The organism is Stenotrophomonas sp. SMYL11 (assembly GCF_036320005.1).
In the GTDB taxonomy this organism is placed as follows: Bacteria; Pseudomonadota; Gammaproteobacteria; order Xanthomonadales; family Xanthomonadaceae; genus Stenotrophomonas; species Stenotrophomonas maltophilia_A.
Genome location: NZ_JAWIRS010000004.1, coordinates 75,564 through 101,021, shown reverse-complemented (window position 1 = coordinate 101,021; position 25,458 = coordinate 75,564). Strand labels below are relative to the sequence as shown.

Annotated in this window: 20 protein-coding genes and 1 pseudogene; 20 read left to right on the top strand and 1 reads right to left on the bottom strand. The window is 67.3% G+C overall.

Annotated features, from left to right (window positions below):
• Positions 1 to 102 precede the first annotated feature (102 nt).
• The 20 genes from flhB to V3B46_RS09115 all read left to right on the top strand — a co-directional run bounded on the left by flhB (position 103) and on the right by V3B46_RS09115 (position 23,594).
• Positions 103 to 1,233 carry a flagellar biosynthesis protein FlhB gene (flhB, locus tag V3B46_RS09210; protein ID WP_154263443.1) on the top strand — a complete coding sequence of 377 codons (1,131 nt, stop codon included), beginning with the start codon at positions 103 to 105 and terminating at the stop codon, positions 1,231 to 1,233.
• A gap of 44 nt (positions 1,234 to 1,277) precedes the next feature.
• Positions 1,278 to 3,338, top strand: coding sequence for a flagellar biosynthesis protein FlhA (gene flhA, locus V3B46_RS09205; RefSeq protein WP_195763255.1), 2,061 nt, complete (start codon positions 1,278 to 1,280; stop codon positions 3,336 to 3,338).
• A 145-nt stretch (positions 3,339 to 3,483) separates the two neighbouring features.
• Entirely contained in the window at positions 3,484 to 5,106 is a 1,623-nt protein-coding gene (gene flhF, locus V3B46_RS09200; RefSeq protein WP_329891752.1) for a flagellar biosynthesis GTPase FlhF, read from the top strand.
• Positions 5,093 to 5,980, top strand: coding sequence for a MinD/ParA family ATP-binding protein (locus V3B46_RS09195; RefSeq protein ID WP_010482449.1), 888 nt, complete (start codon positions 5,093 to 5,095; stop codon positions 5,978 to 5,980). The genes flhF and V3B46_RS09195 overlap by 14 nt, the downstream gene beginning before the upstream one ends.
• Positions 5,977 to 6,720, top strand: coding sequence for an RNA polymerase sigma factor FliA (locus V3B46_RS09190; RefSeq protein WP_329891751.1), 744 nt, complete (start codon positions 5,977 to 5,979; stop codon positions 6,718 to 6,720). Before V3B46_RS09195 ends, V3B46_RS09190 begins: the two co-directional genes overlap by 4 nt.
• Before the next feature lie 57 nt (positions 6,721 to 6,777).
• The gene (cheY, locus tag V3B46_RS09185) at positions 6,778 to 7,170 is read left to right on the top strand and encodes a chemotaxis response regulator CheY (protein WP_006365466.1); all 393 of its coding nucleotides are present in this window, start codon (positions 6,778 to 6,780) and stop codon (positions 7,168 to 7,170) included.
• Positions 7,170 to 7,775 (top strand): protein phosphatase CheZ, encoded by a 606-nt coding sequence (locus V3B46_RS09180; RefSeq protein WP_329891750.1) that lies wholly within the window; start codon positions 7,170 to 7,172, stop codon positions 7,773 to 7,775. The genes cheY and V3B46_RS09180 overlap by 1 nt, the downstream gene beginning before the upstream one ends.
• A 2-nt stretch (positions 7,776 to 7,777) precedes the next feature.
• Positions 7,778 to 9,619, top strand: coding sequence for a chemotaxis protein CheA (locus V3B46_RS09175; RefSeq protein WP_329891749.1), 1,842 nt, complete (start codon positions 7,778 to 7,780; stop codon positions 9,617 to 9,619).
• A 101-nt stretch (positions 9,620 to 9,720) separates the two neighbouring features.
• On the top strand, positions 9,721 to 10,461 hold the full coding sequence (locus V3B46_RS09170; protein ID WP_010482457.1) for a flagellar motor protein: 741 nt from the start codon (positions 9,721 to 9,723) through the stop codon (positions 10,459 to 10,461).
• Between the two features lies 1 nt (position 10,462).
• Positions 10,463 to 11,479: a flagellar motor protein MotD gene (gene motD / locus V3B46_RS09165; RefSeq protein ID WP_032129222.1), complete on the top strand. Its 1,017-nt coding sequence runs from the start codon at positions 10,463 to 10,465 to the stop codon at positions 11,477 to 11,479.
• 4 nt (positions 11,480 to 11,483) lie between these two features.
• Positions 11,484 to 12,266, top strand: a complete 783-nt coding sequence (locus V3B46_RS09160; RefSeq protein WP_005413243.1) for a ParA family protein — start codon at positions 11,484 to 11,486, stop codon at positions 12,264 to 12,266.
• Positions 12,263 to 13,414: a chemotaxis protein CheW gene (locus tag V3B46_RS09155; protein WP_329891748.1), complete on the top strand. Its 1,152-nt coding sequence runs from the start codon at positions 12,263 to 12,265 to the stop codon at positions 13,412 to 13,414. The genes V3B46_RS09160 and V3B46_RS09155 overlap by 4 nt, the downstream gene beginning before the upstream one ends.
• A gap of 285 nt (positions 13,415 to 13,699) precedes the next feature.
• Positions 13,700 to 14,008: an STAS domain-containing protein gene (locus V3B46_RS09150; protein WP_154263437.1), complete on the top strand. Its 309-nt coding sequence runs from the start codon at positions 13,700 to 13,702 to the stop codon at positions 14,006 to 14,008.
• The gene (locus tag V3B46_RS09145; protein WP_005409521.1) at positions 14,005 to 14,370 is read left to right on the top strand and encodes a response regulator; all 366 of its coding nucleotides are present in this window, start codon (positions 14,005 to 14,007) and stop codon (positions 14,368 to 14,370) included. The genes V3B46_RS09150 and V3B46_RS09145 overlap by 4 nt, the downstream gene beginning before the upstream one ends.
• Positions 14,371 to 14,415: 45 nt before the next feature.
• Positions 14,416 to 16,404, top strand: coding sequence for a chemotaxis protein CheA (locus tag V3B46_RS09140; RefSeq protein ID WP_329891747.1), 1,989 nt, complete (start codon positions 14,416 to 14,418; stop codon positions 16,402 to 16,404).
• Between the two features lie 384 nt (positions 16,405 to 16,788).
• Positions 16,789 to 19,038: a methyl-accepting chemotaxis protein gene (locus V3B46_RS09135; RefSeq protein WP_329891746.1), complete on the top strand. Its 2,250-nt coding sequence runs from the start codon at positions 16,789 to 16,791 to the stop codon at positions 19,036 to 19,038.
• 158 nt (positions 19,039 to 19,196) lie between these two features.
• Positions 19,197 to 19,970 (top strand): flagellar brake protein, encoded by a 774-nt coding sequence (locus tag V3B46_RS09130; RefSeq protein WP_154263434.1) that lies wholly within the window; start codon positions 19,197 to 19,199, stop codon positions 19,968 to 19,970.
• Between the two features lie 133 nt (positions 19,971 to 20,103).
• Positions 20,104 to 20,595 (top strand): chemotaxis protein CheW, encoded by a 492-nt coding sequence (locus tag V3B46_RS09125; RefSeq protein ID WP_329891745.1) that lies wholly within the window; start codon positions 20,104 to 20,106, stop codon positions 20,593 to 20,595.
• Positions 20,596 to 20,731: 136 nt separating this feature from the next.
• The gene (locus tag V3B46_RS09120; RefSeq protein ID WP_010482470.1) at positions 20,732 to 21,115 is read left to right on the top strand and encodes a hypothetical protein; all 384 of its coding nucleotides are present in this window, start codon (positions 20,732 to 20,734) and stop codon (positions 21,113 to 21,115) included.
• 100 nt (positions 21,116 to 21,215) lie between these two features.
• Positions 21,216 to 23,594 carry a methyl-accepting chemotaxis protein gene (locus V3B46_RS09115; RefSeq protein ID WP_329891744.1) on the top strand — a complete coding sequence of 793 codons (2,379 nt, stop codon included), beginning with the start codon at positions 21,216 to 21,218 and terminating at the stop codon, positions 23,592 to 23,594.
• A 369-nt stretch (positions 23,595 to 23,963) separates the two neighbouring features.
• On the opposite strand, the pseudogene V3B46_RS09110 reads toward V3B46_RS09115, so the two are convergent.
• Positions 23,964 to 25,176: pseudogene (locus V3B46_RS09110) on the bottom strand (IS4 family transposase).
• Between the last annotated feature and the right edge of the window lie 282 nt (positions 25,177 to 25,458).

Below are 25,458 nucleotides of genomic sequence, written 5' to 3'. Positions count from 1 at the left end.
CACCTGCACCTGCTCTGGTAGATGCCAACCTTGGCTGGCAGATGAACCCATCACGGAACACTTCTTGCACGCACCCCGGCAACCCCTGCCGCAGTGCCCGTGATGTCCGAGAACGAATCCGCCGGCGAAAAGACCGAACAACCTACCGAAAAACGCCTGCGCGACGCCCGTGAACAGGGCAACCTGCCGCGCTCGCGCGAACTTGGCACCGCCGCCGTGTTCGGCGCCGGCGTCCTGGCGGTGATGGCCATGAGCGGCTCGATCGGCCGTGGTGCCACGGCCTGGATGAAGCACGCGCTCAGCCCGGAACAGAGCCTGCGGCAGAACCCGAAGGCACTGTTCGGCCACTTCGGCGACCTGCTGCTGCAGTTCATGCTGGTGATCGCGCCGCTGGTGCTGGTCTGCCTGCTGGCCAGCTTCGTCGCCCCGCTGGTGATGGGCGGCCTGCGCTGGTCGCAGAAGGCATTGCTGCCCGACATCAACCGCCTGAACCCGATGAGCGGGCTCAAGCGCCTGTATGGCCCCGAAGCCATTGCCGAGTTCACCAAGTCGCTGCTGCGCGTGGCCTTCGTTGGCGTCGCCGCCGGGCTGGTGGTGTGGACCGGCTTCGACACCCTGCGCGGCCTGATCCACCACCCGCTGGAGACCGCCATCACCGATGGCCTCGGCTTCACCCTGCGCCTGCTGCTGGCCACCGCCGGCGCGATGCTGGTGCTGGCCGCCATCGATGCGCCGTACCAGCGCTGGAACTGGATGCGCAAGCTGAAGATGACCCGTGAAGAACTGCGCCGGGAAATGAAGGAAAGCGAGGGCAGCCCCGAGGTGAAGGGCCGCATCCGCCAGCTGCAGCAGCAGATGGCCAACCGCCGGATGATGGAGGCGGTGCCCACTGCCGACGTGGTGGTGGTCAACCCCACCCACTACGCGGTGGCCCTGAAGTACGAGGGCGGCGCCATGAACGCCCCCAAAGTGGTCGCCCTGGGTGTGGACGAGACCGCCCTGCGCATCCGTGAAGTGGCCGACGGCAACAAGGTCGCCATTGTCTCCGCCCCGCCTTTGGCACGCGCCTTGTATCGGGAAGGCCAACTCGGAAAGGAAATCCCCGTGAGACTGTATTCGGCCGTCGCCCAGGTCCTGTCCTACGTCTACCAGCTGCGCGCCTGGCGCACTGGCCCGATGCCGGACGCCCCGCACATCCAGGTGGATGAATTCGGCAAGGGAGGCCGCCCGTGAGCGCCCAGCCCGCCACCGGTTTCAACACCCGCCGCGCCCTGGAAATGATCCGGCAGGGCCTTGGCGCGCCGCTGATCGTGCTGGCCCTGCTGGCCATGGTCGTGGTGCCGCTGGCCGCGCCGGTGCTCGATGCGCTGTTCACCTTCAACATCGCCATCTCGCTGATGGTGCTGCTGGCAGTGGTCTACGTGAAGCGCCCGCTGGACTTCACGATCTTCCCGATCGTGCTGCTGATCACCACCATGCTGCGGCTGGCCCTGAACGTGGCCTCCACCCGCGTCATCCTGCTGAACGGCCAGAACGGCCACGACGCCGCGGGCAAGGTCATCGCTGCGTTCGGCGAATTCGTGATCGGCGGCAACTACGCGGTCGGCATCGTGGTGTTCGCGATCCTGACCATCATCAACTTCGTGGTCATCACCAAGGGCGCAGGCCGGGTCTCGGAAGTGACCGCGCGCTTCATCCTCGACGCCATGCCCGGCAAGCAGATGGCGATCGACGCCGACCTCAACGCCGGTTTGCTGACGCGTGAGGAGGCCAAGCTGCGCCGCGAGGAAGTCCGCGAGGAAGCCGATTTCTACGGCGCGATGGATGGTGCCAGCAAGTTCATCCGCGGCGATGCCATCGCCGGCATCCTGATCCTGTTCATCAACATGCTCGGCGGCCTGGCCGTAGGCGTGCTGCAGCATGGCATGCCGTTCGGCGATGCCGCCGCCACCTACACCCTGCTGTCGATCGGTGACGGCCTGGTGGCGCAGCTGCCGGCCCTGCTGGTCTCCAGTGCAGTGGCGATGCTGGTCACCCGCGCCTCGCGTTCGCAGGACATGGCCCAGGCCATGACCGGCCAGGTGTTCGGGCAATACCGCGCGCTGGCGATCACCGCCGGCATCATCGGCGTGGTCGGCCTGGTGCCGGGCATGCCCAACGTCGCTTTCCTGACGCTGTCCGCGATCCTCGGCTTCATCGCCTGGAAGGTCTACCGCAAAGGCAAGACCGCGGCCACCGATCCGGCAGCCGCAGGCAACGACGCCGCCGCCCTCAATGCACTCGGCCGCCCGGCCGCGCCGGCACCGACCGCCGAGCTGAGCTGGGACGAGCTGCGTCCGGTCGATCCACTGGGCCTGGAGGTCGGCTACCGGCTGATCCCGCTGGTGGACAGCAGCCAGGGCGGTGAACTGATGGCGCGCATCAAGGGCGTGCGCCGCAAGCTGACCCAGGACGTGGGCTTCCTGATTCCCTCGGTGCACATCCGCGACAACCTGGAGCTGCCGGCCAATGGTTACCGCGTGCTGGTGCACGGCGTGCCGGTGGCCACCGCCGAAATCCACCCCGACCGCGAGCTGGCCCTGGACCCCGGCAGCGCGCTCGGTGCGCTGGACGGCATCGCCGGCAAGGACCCCGCGTTCGGCCTGGATGCCACCTGGATCCAACCGCACCAGCGTGCCCAGGCTGAAACGCTGGGCTATACCGTGGTCGATCCGGCCACCGTGGTGGCCACCCATCTGTCGCACCTGATCCGCGAGCACGCGCCGGAACTGCTTGGCCACGAGGAAGTGCAGCACCTGCTGGCCAACCTGGCCAAGAGCGCGCCCAAGCTCGTCGAAGATCTGACGCCAAAGGCGCTGCCGCTGTCGGCGGTGGTGCGCGTGCTGCAGAACCTGCTGGTCGAGCGCATCCCGATCCGCCAGCTGCGCAAGATCGCCGAAGCGCTGGTCGAACACGCTCCGAACAGTCAGGACCCGGCCGTGCTGACCGCCGCCGTGCGCACCGCCCTGGGCCGCTTCATCGTTCAGGAGATCGCCGGAATGTCGGCGGAGCTACCGGTGTTCACGCTCAACCCGCAATTGGAACGTGTCTTGCAGGAGTCCACGCAGGGCAACGGCGCCGCGCTGGAACCCGGACTCGCTGAGCGACTGCACCAGAGCCTGGCCGAATGTGTCAGCAAGCAGGAAGCCCGCAACGAGCCCGCGGTCGTGCTGGTACCTGGCCCGGTGCGCGCCGCGCTGGCCCGCCTGGTCCGCCACAGCGTTCCGTCGCTGTCGGTCCTGGCCTACAGCGAGGTGCCGGAGGACAAGCGCCTGAAGCTGGTCGGAACGATCAGCTGACGCCGCCCTCCGAAGCGCCAGAAAACAGACACCACTTTCGAACCAACGCAACAGACAGATACCAAGGGGAACCCGCACCGTGCAGACCACCGACCACCCGAGTTCCCCGACCGCCACCCCGCCGTCTTCGTCCCGTGACCACAGCATGAAAATCAAACGATTCGTCGCCGCCGACATGCGCTCGGCCATGAACCTGGTGCGCAAGGAGCATGGTCCTGACGCCGTGATCCTGTCCAACCGCCGGATCGAGGAAGGCATCGAGATCGTCGCCGCCGCCAACTACGATGAGAGCGCAGTGCAGCGTGCACTGGAAGCCTCGCGTCGTGACATCGCTCCGCCGCCGGCGCCGAAGCCGCGCACCGCCGCCGACGCGGTGATCGCCGCGGTCACCCGTCGCCGCAGCAACACCCCGGCGCCGGAACCGGTGGCCGCCACCACCTCGGCGGTGGCTGCCCTCGCCCGCGCTGCGGTCGGCGCCACCGGCCGCACCCTGGACAGCGCCGACGAGATCGTGCCGACCCGCGGCAGCACCGGCTTCGCCGCCACCCTGGCGCGCGCCGCCGTCAACGAACCGGCACTGCCGGAACAGATCTTCGCCCCGCTCGCCGAGGCCATCGTCGCACCGGGACCCGCCAGCGCCGCGCCGGCCAACCGCGCCCGCTTCCAGATCGACCCGCCGCACGAGGCGCATCACGAAAGCCCGGCGCTGACTGTGCAGCCGCCGCCGCTGCCGACCGCTGCCGTGACCGAAGTGCAGCCCGAGATCGCCGCCAGCGAACCGGCAGCGGTCGAAGCCGCCGGCGAAGCCAGCCCGGCCCCCATGCTGGCCCCGGCCCCGGTGCTGACCGTGGTTGCCCAGGACGACGCCGAGATCCGCCAGCTGCGCCAGGAAGTGGCCGGCATGCGCCAGGTGATCGAGCGCGAGATGAACCGCTTCACCGACGAGCGCCTGCGCGGCTGTCCGGTGCGCGCCACTGCGCTGGACCTGATGGACGAGTACGGCTTCGACGCCGGCCTGGCCCGCGACGTGGCCATGCAGATCCCGCTGGAGACCGAAGCCCACCGCGGCCGCGGCCTGATGCTGGGGCTGATCTCGCGCAAGCTGCCGATCGCCCCGGTCGACCCGCTGGAAGAAGGTGGTGTGATTGCCCTGGTCGGCCCGACCGGCGCTGGCAAGACCACCACCATCGCCAAGCTGGCCTCGCGCTTCGCCGAGAAGCACGCGCCGCGTGACGTCGCCCTGGTCACCACCGACACCACCCGCATCGGTGCCCGCGAGCAGCTGTACGGCTACGGCCGCCAGCTCGGCATCGCGGTGCACGAGGCCAACAGCGGCACCGACCTGGACCAGCTGCTGGAACGCCTGAAGGACTACAAGCTGGTGCTGATCGACACCGCCGGCCTGGGCCCGCGCGACCGCGCCCTTGCCGCCCAGCTGCAGTGGCTGCGCGCCGCCCGCCAGGTCCGCACCCTGCTGGTGCTGCCGGCCAACACCAGTTTCGGCGACATGGACGAGGTAGTCCGCCGCTTCGGCGCCGCCAACCTGCAGGGCCTGGTACTGAGCAAGCTGGACGAGACCGGCCGCTTCGGCAATGCCCTGTCGGTGGCCGTGGACCACGCCCTGCCGATCACCTGGGTGACCGACGGCCAGGACGTTCCGGAGGACCTGCACCGCGCCAGTGCAGCCAATCTTGTACTTCGCCTTGAAGATTTGCGCCGAGCGGCCGATATGCCCTGCAACCCGGAGTTGAACCATGCCGTCGCGTGAGTACGCAAAGCTGACCAAGACCTTCCCGCTGTCGGCCACCCGCAGCGAGCCGCTCGGCCCTGTGCGCACCATTGCGGTCACTGGTGGCAAGGGCGGCGTGGGCAAAACGAACGTGTCGGCCAACCTGGCCGTGGCACTGGCTGGCATGGGCAAGCGCACGCTGCTGCTGGACGCCGACCTCGGCCTGGCCAACATCGACGTGATCCTGGGACTGAACCCCACCTTTACCCTGGCCGACCTGGTCGCCGGCCGCTGCACGCTGGATGACGTCATCGTCGAAGGCCCGAACGGCGTGCTGGTGGTCCCGGCCGCATCCGGCCGCCGCCACATGGCCGAGCTGGCCCCGGCCGAGCACGTGGGTCTGGTGAATGTGTTCTCCGAGCTGGAACGCGAACTGGACATCATGGTGGTGGACACTGCCGCCGGCATCACCGACGGCGTGCTGACCTTCTGCCAGGCCGCGCAGGACACCGTGGTGGTGGTCTGTGACGAGCCCGCCTCGATCACCGACGCCTATGCGCTGATCAAGGTGCTGTCGCGCGAACGTGGCGTGGACCGCATCCAGGTGGTGGCCAACATGGTGCGCGACCCGAACGAGGGCCGCGTGCTGTACGAGAAGCTGACCCGCGTCTGCGAGAAGTTCCTCGCCGATGTCTCGCTGAACTACCTGGGCTGTGTGCCGCAGGATGACTGGCTGCGCCTGTCGGTGCAGCGCCAGCAGCCGGTGGTGAAGGCCTATCCGTCCAGCCCGGCAGCGCTTGCGATCACCGAGATCGCGCGCCGTACCGCCCGCTGGCAGGCGCCGACCGAACCGCGCGGCGGCGTTGAATTCTTCCTCGAACGCATCCTCAAGCAGCGAGGGGTGGCCGCATGAAAGGCGCAGCCCAGTACAGGGAAGTCCAGCGCTCGGCGGCCAACGAGGTCATCGCCCAGCACTCGGACCTGGTGCGGCGCATCGCCCACCACCTGGCCGCACGCCTGCCGGCCAGCGTCGAGGTCGACGACCTGATCCAGGCCGGCATGATGGGACTGATCGAAGCCTCGCGCAGCTACGACGCCGACCAGGGGGCTTCGTTCGAGACCTACGCCTCGATCCGCATCCGCGGTTCGATGATCGATGAGATCCGCCGTGGCGACTGGGTGCCGCGCTCGGTGCACCGCCGTGCACGTGATGCCGCCGCCACCATCCGCCGCCTGGAACAGAGCAGTGGCCGTGCCGCCAGCGCCACTGAAGTGGCCGCCGCGATGGACATGCCGCTGCCCGAGTACCTGCGGCTGATGGAAGACGCTGCACGTGGCCAGGTGCTGAGCCTGGAATCGCGCATCGAGGACCAGGGCGAGCTGGACACCGTGGCCCAGGGCGGCCCGACCCCGCAGCAGGTGCTGGAGCGCGGAGAGTTCGGCCGAGAACTGGGCAAGGCCATCGGCCACCTGCCCGAGCGCGAACAGCTGGTGCTGTCGCTGTACTACGAGCAGGAACTGAACCTGAAGGAGATCGGCGCGGTGCTCGGCGTGAGCGAGTCGCGGGTCTGCCAGATCCACGGCCAGGCGGTACTGCGCCTGCGTGGCCGGCTGAAGCTGTTCGAGGCTGCCGACGCTGGCCTCGAAGAATGAACATCCCCGAGGCGGCTGCCCCCGGCCGTCCGGAATGAACAACAAAGGAATTCTGCTTTGAACAAGAACATGCGCATCCTGATCGTCGACGACTTCTCGACCATGCGTCGAATCGTCAAGAACCTGCTGGGCGATCTGGGCTTCACCAACACCGCCGAAGCCGAGGACGGGCATGCTGCGCTGTCGCTGCTGCAGAGCCAGCCGTTCGATTTCGTGGTCACCGACTGGAACATGCCGGTGATGACCGGCATCGAGCTGCTCAAGGCGATCCGTGCCGATGCCAAGCTGAAGACCCTGCCGGTGTTGATGGTCACGGCAGAAGCCAAGCGCGAGCAGATCATCGAAGCCGCCCAGAGCGGCGTGAACGGCTACATCATCAAGCCGTTCACCGCGCAGACGCTGGAAGAGAAGCTCGGCAAGATCTTCGAACGCCTGGCGGCCAGCGCCTGATGGATACCACGGTCGACAAGAACGCCCTCGCCCTGCGCCTGCAGGAAGCCCTGGACGCACTGGAGTCCGGTGACGAGGCCGCCTGGCGGCAGCGCATCGACGGACTGGTCGCGCTGCGCACGCAGCCGATGATGAGCGGCCTCTCGCGGCTGGCCCGCGAACTGGGACAGGCGCTGGGTGAACTGCCGACCGTACCCAGCGAAGCCGGTGAACTGGACGATGCCTGCGCGCGCCTGGACCACGTGGTAGCGATGACCGAACAGGCCACGCACCGCACCCTGGACCTGGCCGAGGAATGCCGCAGCCTGACCGAACAGCTGCGCGCCGAAGGCCTGCAGCCGGACCAGGACGCGCAGCTCGAGCGCATCCGCCACAACCTGACCGAGATCGCCCTGACCCAGAGCTACCAGGACCTGACCGGGCAGATCATCCGTCGCGTGGTCGGCATCGTCCGCCGCGTGCACGAAGGCTTCGGCGCGCTCGGCCTGCCGCCGGAACAGCATCGCACCGACCCGGAACTGGCCGGGCCGGCACTGAAGGGACTGGACCGCCACGCGGTCTCGCAGAACGACGCCGACGACCTGTTGTCGGATCTGGGGCTGTAAGCATGAGCGCGGTATCCGACGACATCACTGCCGATTTCATCATCGAGGCGCAGGAGATCCTGGATCGCCTCGGCGAACAGCTGGTGTCGCTGGAGCAGGCACCGCAGGACAGCGATCAGCTCAACGCGGTGTTCCGCGGCTACCACACGCTCAAGGGCGGCGCCGGCTTCCTCGGCGTCACCGCCATGGTCGAGCTCTGCCATGCCGCTGAAGAGGCGCTGGGCGCCGCGCGTGCCGGCCAGGCCGTGCTGCAGGCCCACCACTTCGACGCGGCCCAGCAATCGCTGGACTACCTGCAGTCGATGCTGGACGCGGTTTCCTCCGGCACCGAGCCAGGCTATGCGCCGCCGGACCTGATCGCACAATTCGACGTGCACGGCGGTGCCGTGGCTGCACCCGCCGCCGCAGCAGCACCCGCCGCGGGTGGCAGCGACCTGATCACCGACGACGAATTCGAGGCCCTGCTCGACCAGCTGCACGGCGGCAATGCACCGACCGCGGTCGCGCCGGCAAAAAAAGCTGACGACGGACTGATCAGCGAAGACGAATTCGAAGCCCTGCTGGACCAGCTGCACGGTGGCGCGGCACCGGGTGCCAAGCCGGTTGCCGCCGCGCCGCCAGCCCCGGCACCTGCCGCACGACCGACCGCACCTGCCCCTGCTGCCAAGCCTGCTGCCAAGCCTGCCGCAAAGCCGCTGGCCGAAGCCGAACATACCGTGCGCGTGGACACCAAGCGCCTGGACGCGATCGTCAACCTGATCGGCGAACTGGTGCTGTCACGCAACCGGCTCAAGACCCTGCGTGCACGCCTGCGCGATGAAGAGCTGGATCGCGCCGTGTCCACTCTGGATATCGCCACCGCCCGCCTGCAGTCGGCAGTGATGCGCACCCGCATGCAGCCGGTGGGCAAGGTGTTCTCGCGCTTCCCCAAGGTTGCCCGCGACGTCGCCCGATCGTTGAAGAAGGAAGTGGACCTGGAACTGATCGGCGCCGAGACCGAGCTCGACCGCAACCTGGTCGAAGCCCTGGCCGACCCGCTGGTGCACTTGGTCCGCAACGCCATCGACCATGGCGTGGAAATGCCCGACCTGCGCGAGGCCCAGGGCAAGCCACGGATGGGCCATGTGCGCCTTTCCGCACAGCAGGAAGGCGACTACGTCAGCATCGAGGTGCAGGACGATGGCGCCGGTATCGACCCGGAAAAGCTGCGCGCCAAGGCGCGCGAGAAGGGCCTGATCGATCCGGAAGCGGCCGCCCGCCTGAGCAGCGAGGAATGCCTGCACCTGGTGTTCCTGCCGGGCTTCTCGACCAAGGCGCAGGTCACCGACATCTCCGGCCGTGGCGTCGGCATGGACGTGGTGCAGTCGCGCATCCGCGAACTGAGCGGCCAGATCCAGATCCAGTCGGAACTGGGCCGTGGCAGCCGCTTCATGATCCGCGTGCCGCTGACCCTGGCGATCCTGCCCACCCTGCTGGTGCAGGCCGGCGAGGATGTCTACGCGCTGCCGCTGGCGCGCGTGATGGAAGTGCTGCACGCGCCGCGCACCTCACTGGGCTGGTTCGATGGCCGTGCCGTGCTCGACCGGCGCTCGCACACGCTGCCGCTGGTCGATCTGCGCCAGTGGCTGGATGTGACGCCGGCCGCCTCGCCGCTGCTGACCATCGTGGTGCTTCAGGCTGGCGAAGCGCGCTTCGGGCTGGTCGTGGACCAGGTGCGCGGGCGTGAGGAAGTGGTCATCAAGCCGCTGCCGAAAGCGCTGCGCGGCCTGCGCGGTTATGCCGGTGCAACATTGATCGGCGATGGTCGCATGGCGCTGATCCTGGACGTGGACGGGCTGCGATGACCCCCGCCGGGCCATGCCCGGCGACCCGAAAACTGTGACTACCGTCTGTACGCGATCTACCGGTGTCTCAAGTCCCATTCATACACGCCGATACCGGAACCATGGATAGACTCAGCCTCATTGGACTCTTTCTCGCCCTGGCCTCGCTGGTCGGTGGCAGCATCCTCAAGGGCGCCGGCCTGGCGTCGTTGTGGTCGCCTGCGGCGTTCGTGATCGTCATCGTCGGCACCGTCGCCGCGATCCTGCTGCATACCTCGCCGGCGGTGTTCAAGCATGCGTTCAAGATCGTGCGCTGGGTCGTGCGTCCGCCACACAGCGATCGCCGCGAACTGATCCAGCAGATTGTCGAGTGGAGCAACATCGCCCGCCGCCAGGGCCTGCTGGGCCTGGAATCGCAGGTGGAGGCGCAGCAGGATCCGTTCCTCCGCAAGGGCCTGCAGCTGCTGGTGGACGGCGTTGAACCCGAATCGATGCGGCACATGCTGGAAATCGAACTGGGCAGCCAGGAACACCAGGACCAGGCCGGTGCCAAGGTCTTCGAAGCGATGGGCATCTATGCGCCGACGCTGGGCATCATCGGTGCCGTGCTTGGCCTGATCGCGGTGATGAAGAACCTGGCCGACCCGAGCAAGCTCGGCCACGGCATCGCCGCCGCGTTCACCGCCACCATCTACGGCATCGCCTCGGCCAACCTGCTGTTCCTGCCGGTGGCCGCCAAGCTCAAGAGTGTGATCTCGCACAACACCCGCGACCGCGAAATGGTCATCGAAGGCCTGATCTCGATCGCCCAGGGCGAGAACCCGCGCAACATCGAAACCAACCTCTCCGGCTTCCTGCACTGACATGGCCCGCCGCAAGCACCACGAAGAGCACGCCAACCACGAAGCATGGGCGATCCCCTATGCCGACCTGATGACGCTGCTGCTCGCCTTCTTCGTGGTCATGTACGCGATTTCCTCGGTGAACGAAGGCAAGTACCGGATCATGGCCGACGCGCTGACCGATGCCTTCGGGGGCGCGCCGCGCACCATCAATCCGGTACAGGTCGGCAACAAGCAGGTACAGGGCGGCGGCTGGGACAGCCCGTCGGTGATCAAGTCCGGCACCAAGATCGGCCCGTCCGCGCCGGCACCGTCGCACGACCCGACCCTGCTGCCGTCGATGGCCTCGCAGATGCGCATGCCTGTTTCGGTGCACAACCAGGAACAGATCGCGCGCGCCGAGCGCCAGCTCAACAGCATCGCCGACCGTCTCACCGCCGCACTCGCACCGCTGATCGACCGCGGCATGATCAGCGTGCGCCGTACCGAGCTGTGGATCGAAGTCGAGATCAACAGCGACATCCTGTTCCCCACCGGCTCGGCGGCGCTGGACGTGCATGCGCGGCAGACCCTGGCCAGCCTGGCCGAGGTCCTGCGCGACGTGCCCAACAGCGTGCGCGTGGAAGGCCACACCGACAACGTACCGATCGCCACCGCCACCTTCCCGTCGAACTGGGAACTGTCGGCCGGGCGTGCGGCCAGCGTGGTGCACCTGTTCGCCGACCAGGGCGTGCAGCCGTCGCGGCTGGCGATGGTCGGCTACGGCCAGTTCCGCCCCCGCGAAGAGAACGACAGCGCGCAGGGCCGCAACCGCAACCGCCGGGTGATGGTCATCATCCTGGCCGACACCTCGCATTCGGTGGACCCGCTCGGCCAGCGCCTGAACGCAGCCACCGGCGCCACCCGGAACACCGATACCGAACAAGCCGCCGCAACTCCGGCTACCGCCCCCACTTCCCCCATCGCACCGGTGAAGTTGCCGCCGGTGCCGGCTGGCAGCCGCGTCGGCGCCGCCGTTCCCCCGGCAATGAAGGAGTAATCCGATGCGCATCTGGGCAGTCGCCAACCAGAAGGGCGGAGTCGGCAAGACCACCACCACCCTCGCTCTCGGCCGCGGGCTGGCCGCACTTGGCCATCGCGTGCTGCTGATCGATCTCGATCCGCATGCCTCGCTCAGCCGCGCCTTCGGCGTACCGGTGGACCCGCCGCCGGCCGGCGTGCTGGAACTGTTCGGCGCCCCGCCCGCCGATCTTTCCAGCCTGTGCCATGCCAGCAGCATCCACGGCCTGGACTATGTCTGCGCACAGTCGGCACTGGCCACGCTGGAACGCCGCAGTGCCAACCAGCCTGGCCTTGGCCTGGCACTGCAGAATGCGCTTGCGCGCCACCAGGGCCAGCACGACTACATCCTGCTGGACTGCGCACCCACCCTCGGCCTGTTGATGATCAATGCGCTGGCCGCAGCCGATCGCCTGATCATCCCCACCCAGGCCGAGCCGCTGGCCCTGCATGGCCTGGATGGCATGGTCCGCACCGGCGAGATGGTCGAACGCTCGCGCCGCCGCCCGCTGCCGATCTCGATCCTGCCGACCCTGTTCGACCGCCGCACCCGCGCCGGCAACGAGTCGCTGCGCACGATGCAGGATCGCCACGGCACCCGTGTCTGGGAAGACGCGATTCCGATCGACACCCGCATCAGCAACGCCGCCGGCCTGACCCTGCCGAGCGTCGGCGAGGACTACCCGGGCCGCGGCCTGGCTGCCTATCGCCGCGCGCTGAACTGGATTCTCGGCGAGGACGCCCGTGCCCTGGAGCAGGCCGCATGAACAGCACCGGCGTACTGGACGACTATCTGGACGAACTGCTGGGCGAAGCGATCGCCCCGGCAGCCGACGCCGAACGCGAGCCGACCTGGGATGACCTGCCGGCCGAGGTGATCTACGAAACCGGGACCGTCGCCGCTGCGCCTGCCGTCGACAACGCCGCACTCGAAGCCGCCTTCGAGGCGGCCGCAACGGCTGAACGCGAGCCCACCTGGGACGATCTGCCCGCCGAAGTGATCTACGAAACGGAGACTGTTGCTGCTGCCGCGGCAGAGGACGATGCAGCACTGGAGGCCGCCTTCGAGGCCGCCGCAATGGCTGTCGCCGCCCCCGAGCGCGAGCCGACCTGGGATGACCTGCCTGACGAGGCGATCCACGAGACGGCCCCTGCTCCCGCCACCACCAAGTCCGGCCCCGAACCCACCTGGGACGACCTGCCGGACGAAGTGATCTACGAGACCGATACGGCCGACAGCCATCGACTCGCCCACACCGACAGCCCCGGCCTGCAGGCCGCGTTCGAAGCCGCTGCCGGTGGCGAGGACGTTGCCACGCCGCCGCCGGCCGTGGTCGCAGCACCCGCTCCAGTTGCACGCACCGATGCTGCGCCGCCACCGCGCGTGGCCGTGGACGCGCCAGCAGGCAACCGCCCGAGCAGCTGGCAGGAGCTGCAGGCACAGGCACATCGGCCCGCCAGCAGCCCGCATCCGCAGAACCGGCGCGCCGGCGAGCGCACCTCGCGCTGGCTGCGCCTGCGCTGCGGCACCCAGGCCTATGCACTGGAACTGCTGAAAGTACAGGAAGTGGTGCTGCCAGTGCCGTTACTGCCCTTGCGCGGCACTGCGCCGGCCATGCTCGGCATCATGAACCTGCGTGGCCAGGTGGTACCGGTGATGGACCTCGGCCTGCACCTGGGCGCCGCGGCCGCCGAGGACGACTCACAGACCCGCATCGTGGTGCTGGAGGAAGACGGCGAAACCATCGGCCTGCGCGTGTCGGCGGTGGAAGACGTTGCCAACCTCACCGATTCGCAGATCGAGCCGCCCGATACCGCGCGCATCTGCCAGATCTCCAACGACCTGTTCCGTGGCGTCGCCCGGGTCAGCCAGCGCCCGATGATCCTGCTGGATGCCACCCGGCTGCTGAGCTGAGCGGAAAAAAGGGGACGGAGGGGATTAAGTCGCAATCGACCTGGCTCTACTGCAGCCCCCTCGGCAACGGCGACCGCGCAGTGGGGACGTAAGGTGTTGATCCAACGGGTCAACTCCTTGCGTCCCCGACAGGCACCGCGTCGGCGCAAAGCGCCGAGCCAGTTGCGACTTAATCCCCTCCGCCCCCTTTTCAACAGCGACCGCATCGACGCACCGCGTCGATTCCCCTAAAGAACCCCGCCGGGGTGCCGTTATGGATCACGGAACCGTTTGTCCGGAGCAACGATGAGCACTGTCGAACTGGGTGGGGATCTCGGCATCGAGAGCACCACCGAGCTCAAGAACCGCCTAGCCCCGCTGGTGGCGCAGGCAGGCGAGCTGACCCTGGATGCCAGCCAGGTCGCCCGCATCCACACGGCCGCCATGCAGGTGCTGTGTGCGTTCGTGCAGGCCCGCCGCGAGGCAGGCCTCGGCACCGGCTTCCACGGTTGCACCGCAACCTTCCGTGACGCCGCGCGCCTGCTGGGCGTCACCCAGGCCCTGGGCCTGGACGCAACCCATGACAACCTGAAATCTGTGGAGAACGCTGCATGAGCGCACGTATCTTGGTGGTGGACGATTCGGCGTCGATGCGCCAGATGGTGTCCTTCGCCCTCACCTCGGCCGGTTTTGCCGTCGAAGAAGCTGAAGACGGCGCGGTCGCGCTCGGTCGCGCCAAGGGCCAGCGCTTCAATGCGGTGGTCACCGACGTCAACATGCCGAACATGGACGGCATCGCGCTGATCCGCGAACTGCGCCAGCTGCCGGACTACAAGTTCACCCCGCTGCTGATGCTGACCACCGAATCGGCCGCCGACAAGAAGTCCGAAGGCAAGGCCGCCGGTGCCACCGGCTGGCTGGTCAAGCCGTTCAATCCGGAACAGCTGGTCGCCACCGTGCAGAAAGTGCTGGGCTGATCGCCCGCCACCGCTCCCCCTCTTCGCTTCCGGACCACCACTGCCATGAGCATGGACCTGCAACGCTTCCACGCCACCTTCTTCGAGGAGAGCCGCGAAGGCCTCGACGCGATGGAGGCTGGCCTGCTGGCCCTGGAATCGGGGCAGCAGGACGCGGAGATCATCAATTCGGTGTTCCGCGCCGCCCACTCGATCAAGGGCGGCGCCGGCACTTTCGGCTTCGACGCGATCGCCGGCCTGACCCATGTGCTGGAGACGCTGCTCGATGAGCTGCGCGCCGGCAAGCGGGCACTGGAAGGCCACGCCGTCGACGCCATGCTGTCCTCGGTGGACGTCCTGCGCGCTCTGCTGCGCGAAGCCGAACACGGCCAGGCTGCCGATCCCGCCGCTGTCGCTGCAGTAAAGGCGCGACTGGAAGCGGTTCTGTCCGGCCAGGCCGCAGCAAGTGCCCCGGCTGCGGCCGCAGCCAAGGTGGACGATACCCCGGAAGCCTGGCAGATCGGGTTCACGCCGGCACCGTCGCTGTTCATGAGCGGCAACGACCCGCTGCGCATCATCCGCGAACTGGAACATCTCGGTTCGCTGCAGGTCGCCGCGCGCATGGAACGCCTGCCCGGCTTCGCCCAGCTCGACCCGCTCGAGGCCCACCTGGCGTGGGACCTGGGCCTGGTCGGCAAGGTGCCGCGCAGCAAGATCGAAGACACCTTCGCCTGGGTGCTGGACGACTGCGAACTGGACATCCGTCCGGCTGCGCCGCCGAGCCTGGCCACCGAGGCACCTGCCACACCCGCCCCTTCCACACCGGCTGCCGTTGCACCGGCGGCACCGGCCGCCGCTGCCAGCAGCGCTGGCGGCCAGGAAGCTGAAACCTCGATCCGCGTCAGCGTCGACAAGGTCGATGCGCTGATCAATCTGGTCGGCGAACTGGTCATCACCCAGGCCATGCTCAAGCAGGTCTCGCACGCGCTGGACCCGGTCCACGCCGAGAGCCTGTTCGCCGGCCTGGACCAGCTTGAACGCAACACCCGCGACCTGCAGGAAGCGGTGATCGGCGTGCGCATGCTGCCGGTCGATGCGGTGTTCCGCCGCTTCCCGCGCCTGGTCCGCGACCTGTCCAGCCGCCTCGGCAAGCAGGTCCGCCTGCGCACCGTCGGCGAAGGCACCGAACTGGACAAGGGCCTGATCGAAAAGATCGCCGATCCGCTGGTGCACCTGGTGCGCAACTCGATCGACCATGGGCTGGAAATGCCCGACGTGCGTCGCGGCGCGGGCAAGGACGAGACCGGCACGATCACCCTGGCAGCCTCGCATCAGGGCGGCCATATCGTCATCGAAGTCAGCGACGACGGCCGCGGCCTGGACCGCGCCAAGATCCTGGCCAAGGCCACCGAACGCGGCCTGGCGGTGCCGGACAACCCGACCGATTCGCAGGTCTGGGACCTGATTTTCCAGCCGGGTTTCTCCACCGCCGATGCAGTCACCGACCTGTCCGGCCGTGGCGTCGGCATGGACGTGGTCCGCCGCAACATCCAGGCGCTGGGGGGCGAGGTCCAGATCGAAAGCAGCCTCGGCGCTGGCACCCGCACGCTGATCCGCCTGCCGCTGACCCTGGCCATCCTCGACGGCATGACCGTGGCGGTGGCCGGTGAAACCCTGATCCTGCCGCTGGCTTATGTGCTTGAGGCGTTGCAGCCGCAGGCCGAGGACATCCGCAGCATGGCCGGCGAAGGCCGCGTACTACGCGTGCGTGGTGAGTACCTGCCGATCCTGTCGCTGAGCGAGTACTACGGCTACGGCAACCGTGCGCCGGGCAGCGAATCGCTGGTGGTCGTGGTTGAAGGTGATGGCCAGAAGATTGCGCTGGAAGTGGACGAGCTGGTCGGCCAGCAGCAGGTGGTGGTGAAGAACATCGAGAACAACTACCGCCGCATCGGCGGGGTATCCGGTGCCACCATCCTTGGCGATGGCCGCGTTGCCCTGATCGTCGACATCGGCGGTCTGGTGCGTTCGCTGCGGATGCCGCAGGCCGCCTGATCCATCCTGCATGCGTTCACGAAACCGCCGCCCTTCGGGGTGGCGGTTTTTGTTTGCGCGCGTTCCGCCATGGGGGTCAGATCCCTTTCCCGCGGAAATGGATCTGACCCCAACCCACGGCGTCGCGTATTTCGTGAACTCCGTCCATGCAATGGTTTCGCGAGCAACCACGCCACCCAAGCGAAAGCCCCGCTACGCCAGCACTTTCGCACCGTCATCCCTACGCAGCCGAATGTGATCTGCGTCCATAAAGTCCGCGCAGGTTGCGCCGTTATTCCGCAATGACGGCCGTCACCGAACCCCCACCGGGCACCACCGTTCGCTCTGCAACCACCCCCAGCCGACGCAACGACGCCGGCGCCCTGCCCACCTGGAGCACCCTGCATGAAGTGGTTCCAAGATCTGCCCATCGCCCGCAAGCTGGCCGTGGGGTTCACCCTCACCACGTTGATGACCCTGGTCCTCGGCGCGTTCGCCCTGTTGCGCCTGAGCGAAGCCAACAAGCAACTCGGCGAAATGGCCGGCAACGATATTCCGTCAGTGCAGCACCTGGGCGAGGCACGCTCGCAGCTGGGCGAGTTCCGCACCTACGAACTGGCCCTGCTGAGCATGCTCGACCAGCCGGACAAGGTGGCCGACTACAACAAGCGCATGGACGACACCGCCAAGGCCGTGCACGACGAGCTGGCCGCGTACTCTGCGCTGCCGGCGCTGGCGAAGGAGCGTGAACTGTATCGCACGGCCAACGTACAGCTGGACCGCTACTTCGCCGCCAACAAGGCGATGCGCGCAGCGGTCGCCGCCGGTGATGGCGCCCTGGCGCAGCAGATTTCCGACGAGCAGTCGCGCCCGGCGCGCCGCGACCTGTTCGCCGCGATGAAAACCCTCGGCACCCACATCGCCGGCCTGATGGACGACAAGATCGCCGATGCCAATGCCACCCACCGCACCAGCATGATCGCCATCGTCGGCTGCATCGTGCTGCTGTCGCTGGTGGCCGCGGCACTGGCAATGGTGATCTCGCGCGCAGTGACCGGCCCGCTCGGCAAGGCCGTGCATGCCATCCAGGCGGTTTCCCGCGGCGACCTCAGCGTCAGCACCCAGGCCACCAGCAAGGACGAGGCCGGCAAGATGCTGGCCGCCACCGCCGAGATGACCGCGATGCTGCGCCGCTTCAGCGAGCAGACCCAGCTGATGGCGCAGATGCATGCCGGCCCGGACATCAGCCACCGCATTCCGGAAGACTTCCCGGGCGTCTATGGTCAGCTGGCCGGCGGCATCAACACGGTGATCTTCGAGCACCTCGATGCGATCCGCGATGCCATCGACGTGCTCAACCAGTACGCCATCGGCAACCTCACCCCGGACGCACGCCGCCTGCCAGGCAGCCGCGCGATCCTGCACGAGTCGATGGATGCGGCCAAGGCCAGCCTGCTGGCGATCAACACCCAGATCCAGCAGTTGGCCGCAGCAGCGGCCGCCGGCGACTTCAGCCAGCGTGGTGACGCCCAGCGTTTCCAGCACGACTTCAGGCTGATGATCGAGCACCTCAACACCATGATGCAGGTGGCTGACGGCAACCTTGGACAGCTCTCGCAGCTGCTGCAGTCCATTGCTGCCGGCGACCTGACCGCGCGCATGGATGGCCAGTTCAACGGCGTGTTCGCACGCATGCGCGACGACGCCAACACCACCGTTGCGCAGCTGACCCAGATCGTCGGCCAGATCCAGGCCAGCACCTCCAGCATCACCCTGGCCGCCGGCGAGATCGCCTCCGGCAACAGCGACCTGTCGCGCCGCACCGAGCAGCAGGCCGCCAACCTGGAAGAAACCGCTGCTTCGATGGAGGAACTGACCTCTACCGTGCGCCAGAACGCCGAGCACGCGCGCCAGGCCAACCAGCTCGCCATCGGCGCGCATGGCGTCGCCTCGCAGGGTGGCGAGGTGGTCGGCCAAGTGGTCACCACCATGTCGGCCATCGAAGCCTCTTCGAAGAAGATTGCCGAGATCATCTCGGTCATCGATGGCATCGCCTTCCAGACCAACATCCTGGCGCTGAACGCCGCAGTGGAAGCCGCCCGCGCCGGTGAACAGGGCCGCGGCTTCGCCGTGGTTGCCAGCGAAGTGCGCACCCTCGCCCAGCGCTCGGCGGCCGCCGCCAAGGAGATCAAGGGTCTGATCGATGATTCGGTCGGCAAGGTCGCCGAAGGCTCCAGCCTGGTCCATCAGGCCGGTAGCACCATGGGCGAGATCGTCGCCTCGGTGCAGCGCGTGACCGACATCATGGCCGAGATCTCCGCCGCCTCCCAGGAACAGTCGGCCGGCATCGAGCAGGTCAACCAGACCGTGGTGCAGATGGACGAGACCACGCAGCAGAATGCTGCACTGGTGGAAGAAGCCACCGCGGCCGCACGTGCAATGGAAGACCAGGCCGTGCAGCTGGGTGAAGCCGTGGCCCGCTTCCGGCTGGCATCACAGGGCACGACGGCCATCCCGGCACGCCCGCTGGCGGCACCGGTACCGCGCCAGGTTGCAGCCGCCTCACCGGCCGCAAAGCCGGTCCCGGCGCGTACGCTGCGCACCGCGACGGCCCAGCCGGCGCTGGCCGCGGACGGCGACTGGCAGGAGTTCTGAGGTACCCGGGGTCGGATCCCTTCCCTACGGGAAAGGGATCCGACCCCTGACGCATGGAAAGTGATGCAATTCTCACTTCATAATCGGGCACAGTGGCCGATATCCCCATCGAGCCTCGCGCCAACGCGTGCTGGCGCCCGCCCCTGACCGTAGATTCCATGTCCGACGGCAACGACACTGCAGTGCATGATGTCCACGCGGCTGATGCCGCTGACGAACGTTTCCTGGTCCGTAATCCGCGCCAGCTGCGGCAGCTGCTGCGTTCGCTGATCGACCAGCGATCACTGATAAATGCGCATATCGACGGCCGCGACCGCTCGTTCCCGACCGCGCTGCTTGAACTCGACGAGGACGAAGACACCCTGCTGCTCGATGGCAGCCCGCAGGAGGCGTCCAACCGCGCCGCCGAACAGGCCGACCATCTGCTGTGCTTTGCCCAGCTCGAACGCGTGCTGGTACGGTTCCGCCTGCAGGCACTGCAGCGTGTGGACAACGACGGTCGCGTCGCCTTCCGTGCCCCTCTGCCGGACGAACTGGTCCATCTACAGCGACGTGAGATGTACCGGCTGGAGACGCCAGTCACTGATTCGCCCCAGCTGCTGATCCCCGCCGGCGAAAGCCGTGCCGAAGCGCTGTCGATGCGGGTGGTGGACATCAGCGGCGGCGGCCTGGCGGTGGCCGTGCCTACCGACTGCGCGGTGTTCAGCCTGCAGAAGCGCTACCCGGCGATGCTGTCGCTGCCCGACGGCCCCGACCTGGAGATCGAGCTGGTCGTCTGCAACCTGCTGCCGCAGCGCCAACCCAATGGCATCGAGATCAAGCGCGTGGGCATGCGCTTCGACATCCTGCCGCGTGGCGCCGACAGTGCCATCCAGCGCTACATCTTCCGCATCGATCGCCAGCGCAAGGCGCGCCGCAACGGCGAGCTGTAAGACGCGTTCAACGGGTAGTGCCGGCCGCTGGCCGGCAACCTTGCGACAACACGGGGCCCACACCTAAAGTCCCCCGACGAGGGGCCGATATCGAGCCTGACACCGGGACTTCCGGCAGAACCAGGACCCCTCGATGAACGACAAGACCAGCTCCGCCGCCAGCGCCGGTGGCGAATTCCTCAGCTTCACCCTCGGTGCCGAGCACTACGGCGTGGACATCCTCAAGGTCCAGGAAATCCGCGGCTATGACGCGGTCACCCGGGTCCCGGATGCACCGGACTACATCAAGGGCGTGATCAACCTGCGCGGCACCATCGTCCCGGTGATCGACCTGCGCCTGAAGCTGCGCCTGGACGATGCCCGCTACGATGCCTTCACCGTGATGATCGTGCTGAACGTCGACGACCGCGTGGTCGGCATCGTCGTCGACAGCGTCTCGGACGTGATCCCGCTGTCGGCCGAGCAGATCCGCCCGACCCCGGAATTCGGCGCCGCGGTCGATACCCGCTTCATCTCCGGCATCGGCACGCAGGACGACCGCATGCTGATCCTGCTCGACATCGAGACCCTGCTGGACAGCGCCGACATGGGCCAGGCCAGCGTCGTTGAAGATACCGCTGCCTGATCGAACGGACCTGCTTCACGTTCTGGTCACAAAACCCTTCAGTTCCCTCCGGCAGTGCCGATAGGGGGACAGAAGCCGGTTGCGCAGGAGCGCGCAGAACCGGAACGACCATCACCATCCCCGGAGATACACCTCGATGAAGTCCCTGCTTGCGTTCGTTTCGGCCGCTGTCCTGGCCACCACTGCTTCTGCCGCGTTCGCCCAGTCGGCCGACATGATCCCGCCGGAACTGGCACCGCGCTCGGTCGGCAAGGACGGCATGGTCTGCGGCAAGGTCGAGAAGGCCCGCTACGCAGAAGGTTCCGAAGGCCAGCCGACCTTCCTGTACATGGGCGGCGCCTTCCCGCGCCACACCTTCTCGGCCCGCATCGCTGGCGAGAACCGCGGCAAGTTCTCCTTCCCGCTGGAAACCCTGGAAGGCAAGACCGTCTGCGTGATCGGCAAGATCCAGCGCGACGCCTCGCGCGCGGAAATCGAAGTCAGCTCGCCGGCCGGCCTGAAGCTGGCCAACATCAAGTAATCCGCTGTCCGTCGAACCACGCCGGACCTGGTGCCGGCGTGGTTTCTGCTGCAACCGGGCCGATGCCCGGGCGCGTCTGCCTTAGGAGCTCGCAACGCCCATGCCGTGGATCAATAATCTGAAACTGATGCCGAAGCTGCTGCTGACCTTCGGTGTCCTCCTGCTGGTGATGCTGCTGCAGGGTATCGTCGCCTATCGCGGCCTGCACTCGCTGAACAACGTCACCACCGAGCTGGCGGGTTCTCGCATGGAGAGCATCCGCATGGCCGGCGAGATGCGCGGCATGCTGGGTGAATACCGCAACGCCGCCTACCAGCAGCTGATCCGCGCCAGTGACGACGTCAAGGCAGATGCACGCAAGCAGACCGTCGAACTGCGTACCAGCATGGACAAGTCGATCAAGGACTATCCGAAGCTGGTCGACAACGCACAGCAGAAGAAGCTGTTCGACGCCTTCGCAAAGGAGTGGAAGGACGCCCTGGCCTCCTATGACAGCGTCACCGAGATGCTGGAACTGGACCTGCCGGACGACGCCATCGATACCTTCGTCGGCGAGACCCGCACCAAGCACCGCAAGGCAGCTTCGGCGCTGGAAGCGCTGATCGCCGAAGACAACCGCCTCGCCCGCGCCTCGCGCGAAGAGGCCGAATCCACCTACTCCGCCTCGGCCGTGCTGACCGTGATCGCCCTGCTGGGTGGTGCCGCACTTGGCCTGGTGCTGGTCTGGCTGTTTGCCCGTGCCCTGGTCGGCAGCGTGCGCGGCGCCGTCTCGGTTGCCAACGATGTGGCCGGCGGCAAGCTCGATGGCCACATCGACGTCAGCCGCCAGGACGAAGTGGGCGAACTGATGCAGGCGATGCAGCGCATGCAGCGCGACCTGCGCGAGCGCACCGAAACCGACCAGGCCATCGCCCGCGAGAACCTGCGCATCCGCACCGCGCTGGACTACAGCTCCACCGGCGTGTACCTGACCGACACCAGCAATACCATCGTCTACACCAATCGCGCCCTGCAGCAGACCCTGAGCCAGTACCAGGACGACGTGCGCCGTGACCTGCCGGACTTCGACGCGCAGGCCTCGCTGATCGGCAAGCCGGTCACCGTGCTGGAGCATCGCGGCGAGATGGACCAGACCCTGCTGGGCAACCTGAAGGCGCACGGCGTCGCCCGTCGCCCGATGCAGTACGGCGATGCCCAGTTCGCCCAGGTGGTTTCGACCATCCGCAATGAAGGCGGCGACACCGTCGGCTACGTGGTGGAATGGCGCGACCGTACCCAGGAAGCGCAGGTGGAAGCCGAAGTGGCCCGCGTGATCGCCCAGGCTGCTGCCGGCGACCTGTCCGGCCGCATCGATTCCAGCGACAAGGAAGGCTTCTTCCTGCAGCTGGCCCAGCAGATCAACGGCCTGCTCGACGCCAACGCCGGCAGCATTGAACAGATCTCCGGCTTGCTCGCCGCGCTGTCGCAGGGTGACCTGACCGTGCGCATGCATGGCGACTACCAGGGCGTGTTCGCCCGCATGCGCGATGATGCCAACGCCACCGCCGCGCAGCTGAGCGAAATCGTCACCCGTATCAAGCAGTCCAGCCGTGCGATCAGCTCGGCCGCCGGCGAAATCGCCTCGGGCAACAGTGACCTGTCGCGCCGTACCGAACAGCAGGCCGCCAACCTGGAAGAAACCGCCGCCTCGATGGAGGAACTGACCTCCACCGTGCGCCAGAACGCCGAACACGCCCGCCAGGCCAACCAGCTCGCCATCGGCGCGCATGGCGTCGCCTCGCAGGGCGGTGAAGTGGTCGGCCAGGTGGTCACCACCATGTCGGCCATCGAAGCCTCGTCGAAGAAGATCGCCGAGATCATCTCGGTCATCGACGGCATCGCGTTCCAGACCAACATCCTGGCGTTGAACGCCGCAGTGGAAGCCGCACGTGCCGGTGAACAGGGCCGCGGCTTCGCCGTGGTCGCCAGCGAGGTGCGCACCCTCGCCCAGCGCTCGGCCGCTGCCGCCAAGGAGATCAAGGGCCTGATCGACGATTCGGTCGGCAAGGTCAACGACGGCTCGGCGCTGGTGCACAAGGCCGGCGCGACCATGGGCGAGATCGTCGCCTCGGTGCAGCGCGTGACTGACATCATGGCCGAGATCTCCGCGGCTTCGCAGGAACAGAGCGCCGGCATCGAGCAGGTCAACCAGACCGTGGTGCAGATGGACGAAACCACCCAGCAGAACGCCGCGCTGGTGGAAGAAGCCACTGCCGCCGCACGCGCAATGGAAGAACAGGCCGGCCACCTCAGCGAAGCGGTGTCGATCTTCGTGGTGGACGAAGCCGAGGCCGTGGTTGCCCCGCGCATCGCCGCTGCCCCGGCCCCGCGTGCTGCCGCACCGGCCGCATCGGCCCCCGTCGCCCCGCCGGCCCGGCGCACGGCGGGTGGTCGCCCGATGGCCACCGAACTGGCTGATGGAGACTGGCAGGAGTTCTGATGCCTGCCTGACCTGAAGTACGGGAACGCCCTGGCCCTGCGCCGGGGCGTTTTCGTTTACGGGGTATCCGGGTATCCAGCCAACGGCGAAGCCCCTCGGGGTGGTCGCGGAGAGCGGCGGATTTCCTTCGTTTGGGCCGGGAAGGTCGGTTGCGCAGGGGCCGCTGCAAGTACATCCGTGTAAGCTCGGTCGCCGCATCCATGCGGCTCACGCCCCTGCGCAACCGACCCTCCCGGCCACGGACATTTCCCGTGCGCGTCCACCCCGGATTGAAGAAAGAAGAGCAAAGAGCAAAAAGCCTGGTCGCTTCCGGGGTCAGATCCGTTTTCCTGCGGAAAACGGATCTGACCCTGAGGTATCCCCACGTTTTCATGGCAGCAAAGTCATTTGGTCCAAGGCCTTCCCCGGGGGCGAGCGCAGAAGATCAAGCCACCGTGCCGGTGGCCCTAGGGGCCAGCCTCTGACTAGTGCCTCGCGCCCAACGCGTGGGGTGGAATAGCGTTTGCGGGTGCTTTTGCTGGGCCAAAGCCAGTGGGCGATGTCTGCCGCTTCACACACCAAGCCGGCCAGCCAGCTGACGAAGGTGGCCAGCGTGCTGATCAGGAGCAGGATCTGCAGCCTGGGCCCTTGCCGGGTCAGACTGTCTTCCAGGGCATGTCCGTAGCGGTGTGATTTGAGATCTCGAAAGGCCAGTTCGATCTGCATCCGGCGGGCATAGAGGTTAACCAACTGTCGGGCGCTGGCCTGGCTCAATTCGGGCGCGGCCACGATAAGCCAAGGCTCTCGCTCACGAGCGGCAGCCTTCAGGCTCGCCGCCGAACGAGAGGCCTGCTGTGGAGTACGGCGGGTGGATTTTTTGCGCCCCTTACGCGTTTTGGAACACACCACCAGGCGACAGGCCAGCGGCGAACTGCGGTTGACCAGCGCTGGTGGGAGCTCGCGTGGCGCGGTCCTGGCCTTGGCGTGCAGGGTGCGGCTGTCATGCCAGTTCCGGGTAGTTGGGAGCCTCCAGAAGTTTGATGCGTGTTGCTCCACGCAGACGCCCCACCCAGTGCCAGCCCAGCGCAGAAACCGCGCGAAACCAAGGGGTCCGGAACCCAGCATCGGTCACCAGAATCGGAGTTACCCCTTCTGGAATGAGCTTGCGCAATTGCTGCAGAAAACGCCTCTCGGCCTCGGCGGAGCCTTGTTCTTTCCCGCGAACAATCGTGTCCAGCAGCGTCAGCGTGCGGCCGCCCACGGGAACCGCGGCGCGAAGCAAGCACCAGCTTTTGTCCGGCTTCAAGTCAGACCAGTCGATGAGGATGACCGGTTGTGGGCCACGTAGCAGCCAGCGAGCCATGTCGGCCTCAATGGCACCGCGTTCGCCATGTAGATGCCGATTCCCCAACAGGCGATCAAACGCCTTGAGCGGAGCTCGTACACGCTCGGCCCCAGGCCACGCTCGAGCGATATCGGTCAAGGTCAACCGTCGCCCAACGATCAGCGCTTGCACCGCACTGAGAAGGGCCCGCATGCGCAGGACATGCATGGCCGATAGTGAGTTGGGCAAGCACTTCTGCAATACTTGGCTGGCGCGCATGACCGCATTCTTCTTTTGGTTTAGTCACCTTGAAGGCTGCGGCATGCGCGCACTTGTTTCCAGAGCCTGATGCGTAAGCCATTGCTCTGACTGAAGAAAACGTGGGGTTACCTCAGGATCTGACCCCTCTTTCCACTTGGAAACCCACGCTCTTGCCGTCCGACACCGAAATGCCGAGAGGGTTGGGGGGGGGGGGGGGGGGGGGGGGGGGGGGGGGGGGGGGGGGGGGGGGGGGGGGGGGGGCCGCCCCGGCGGGGGGGGGGGGGGGGGGGCGGGGCGCCG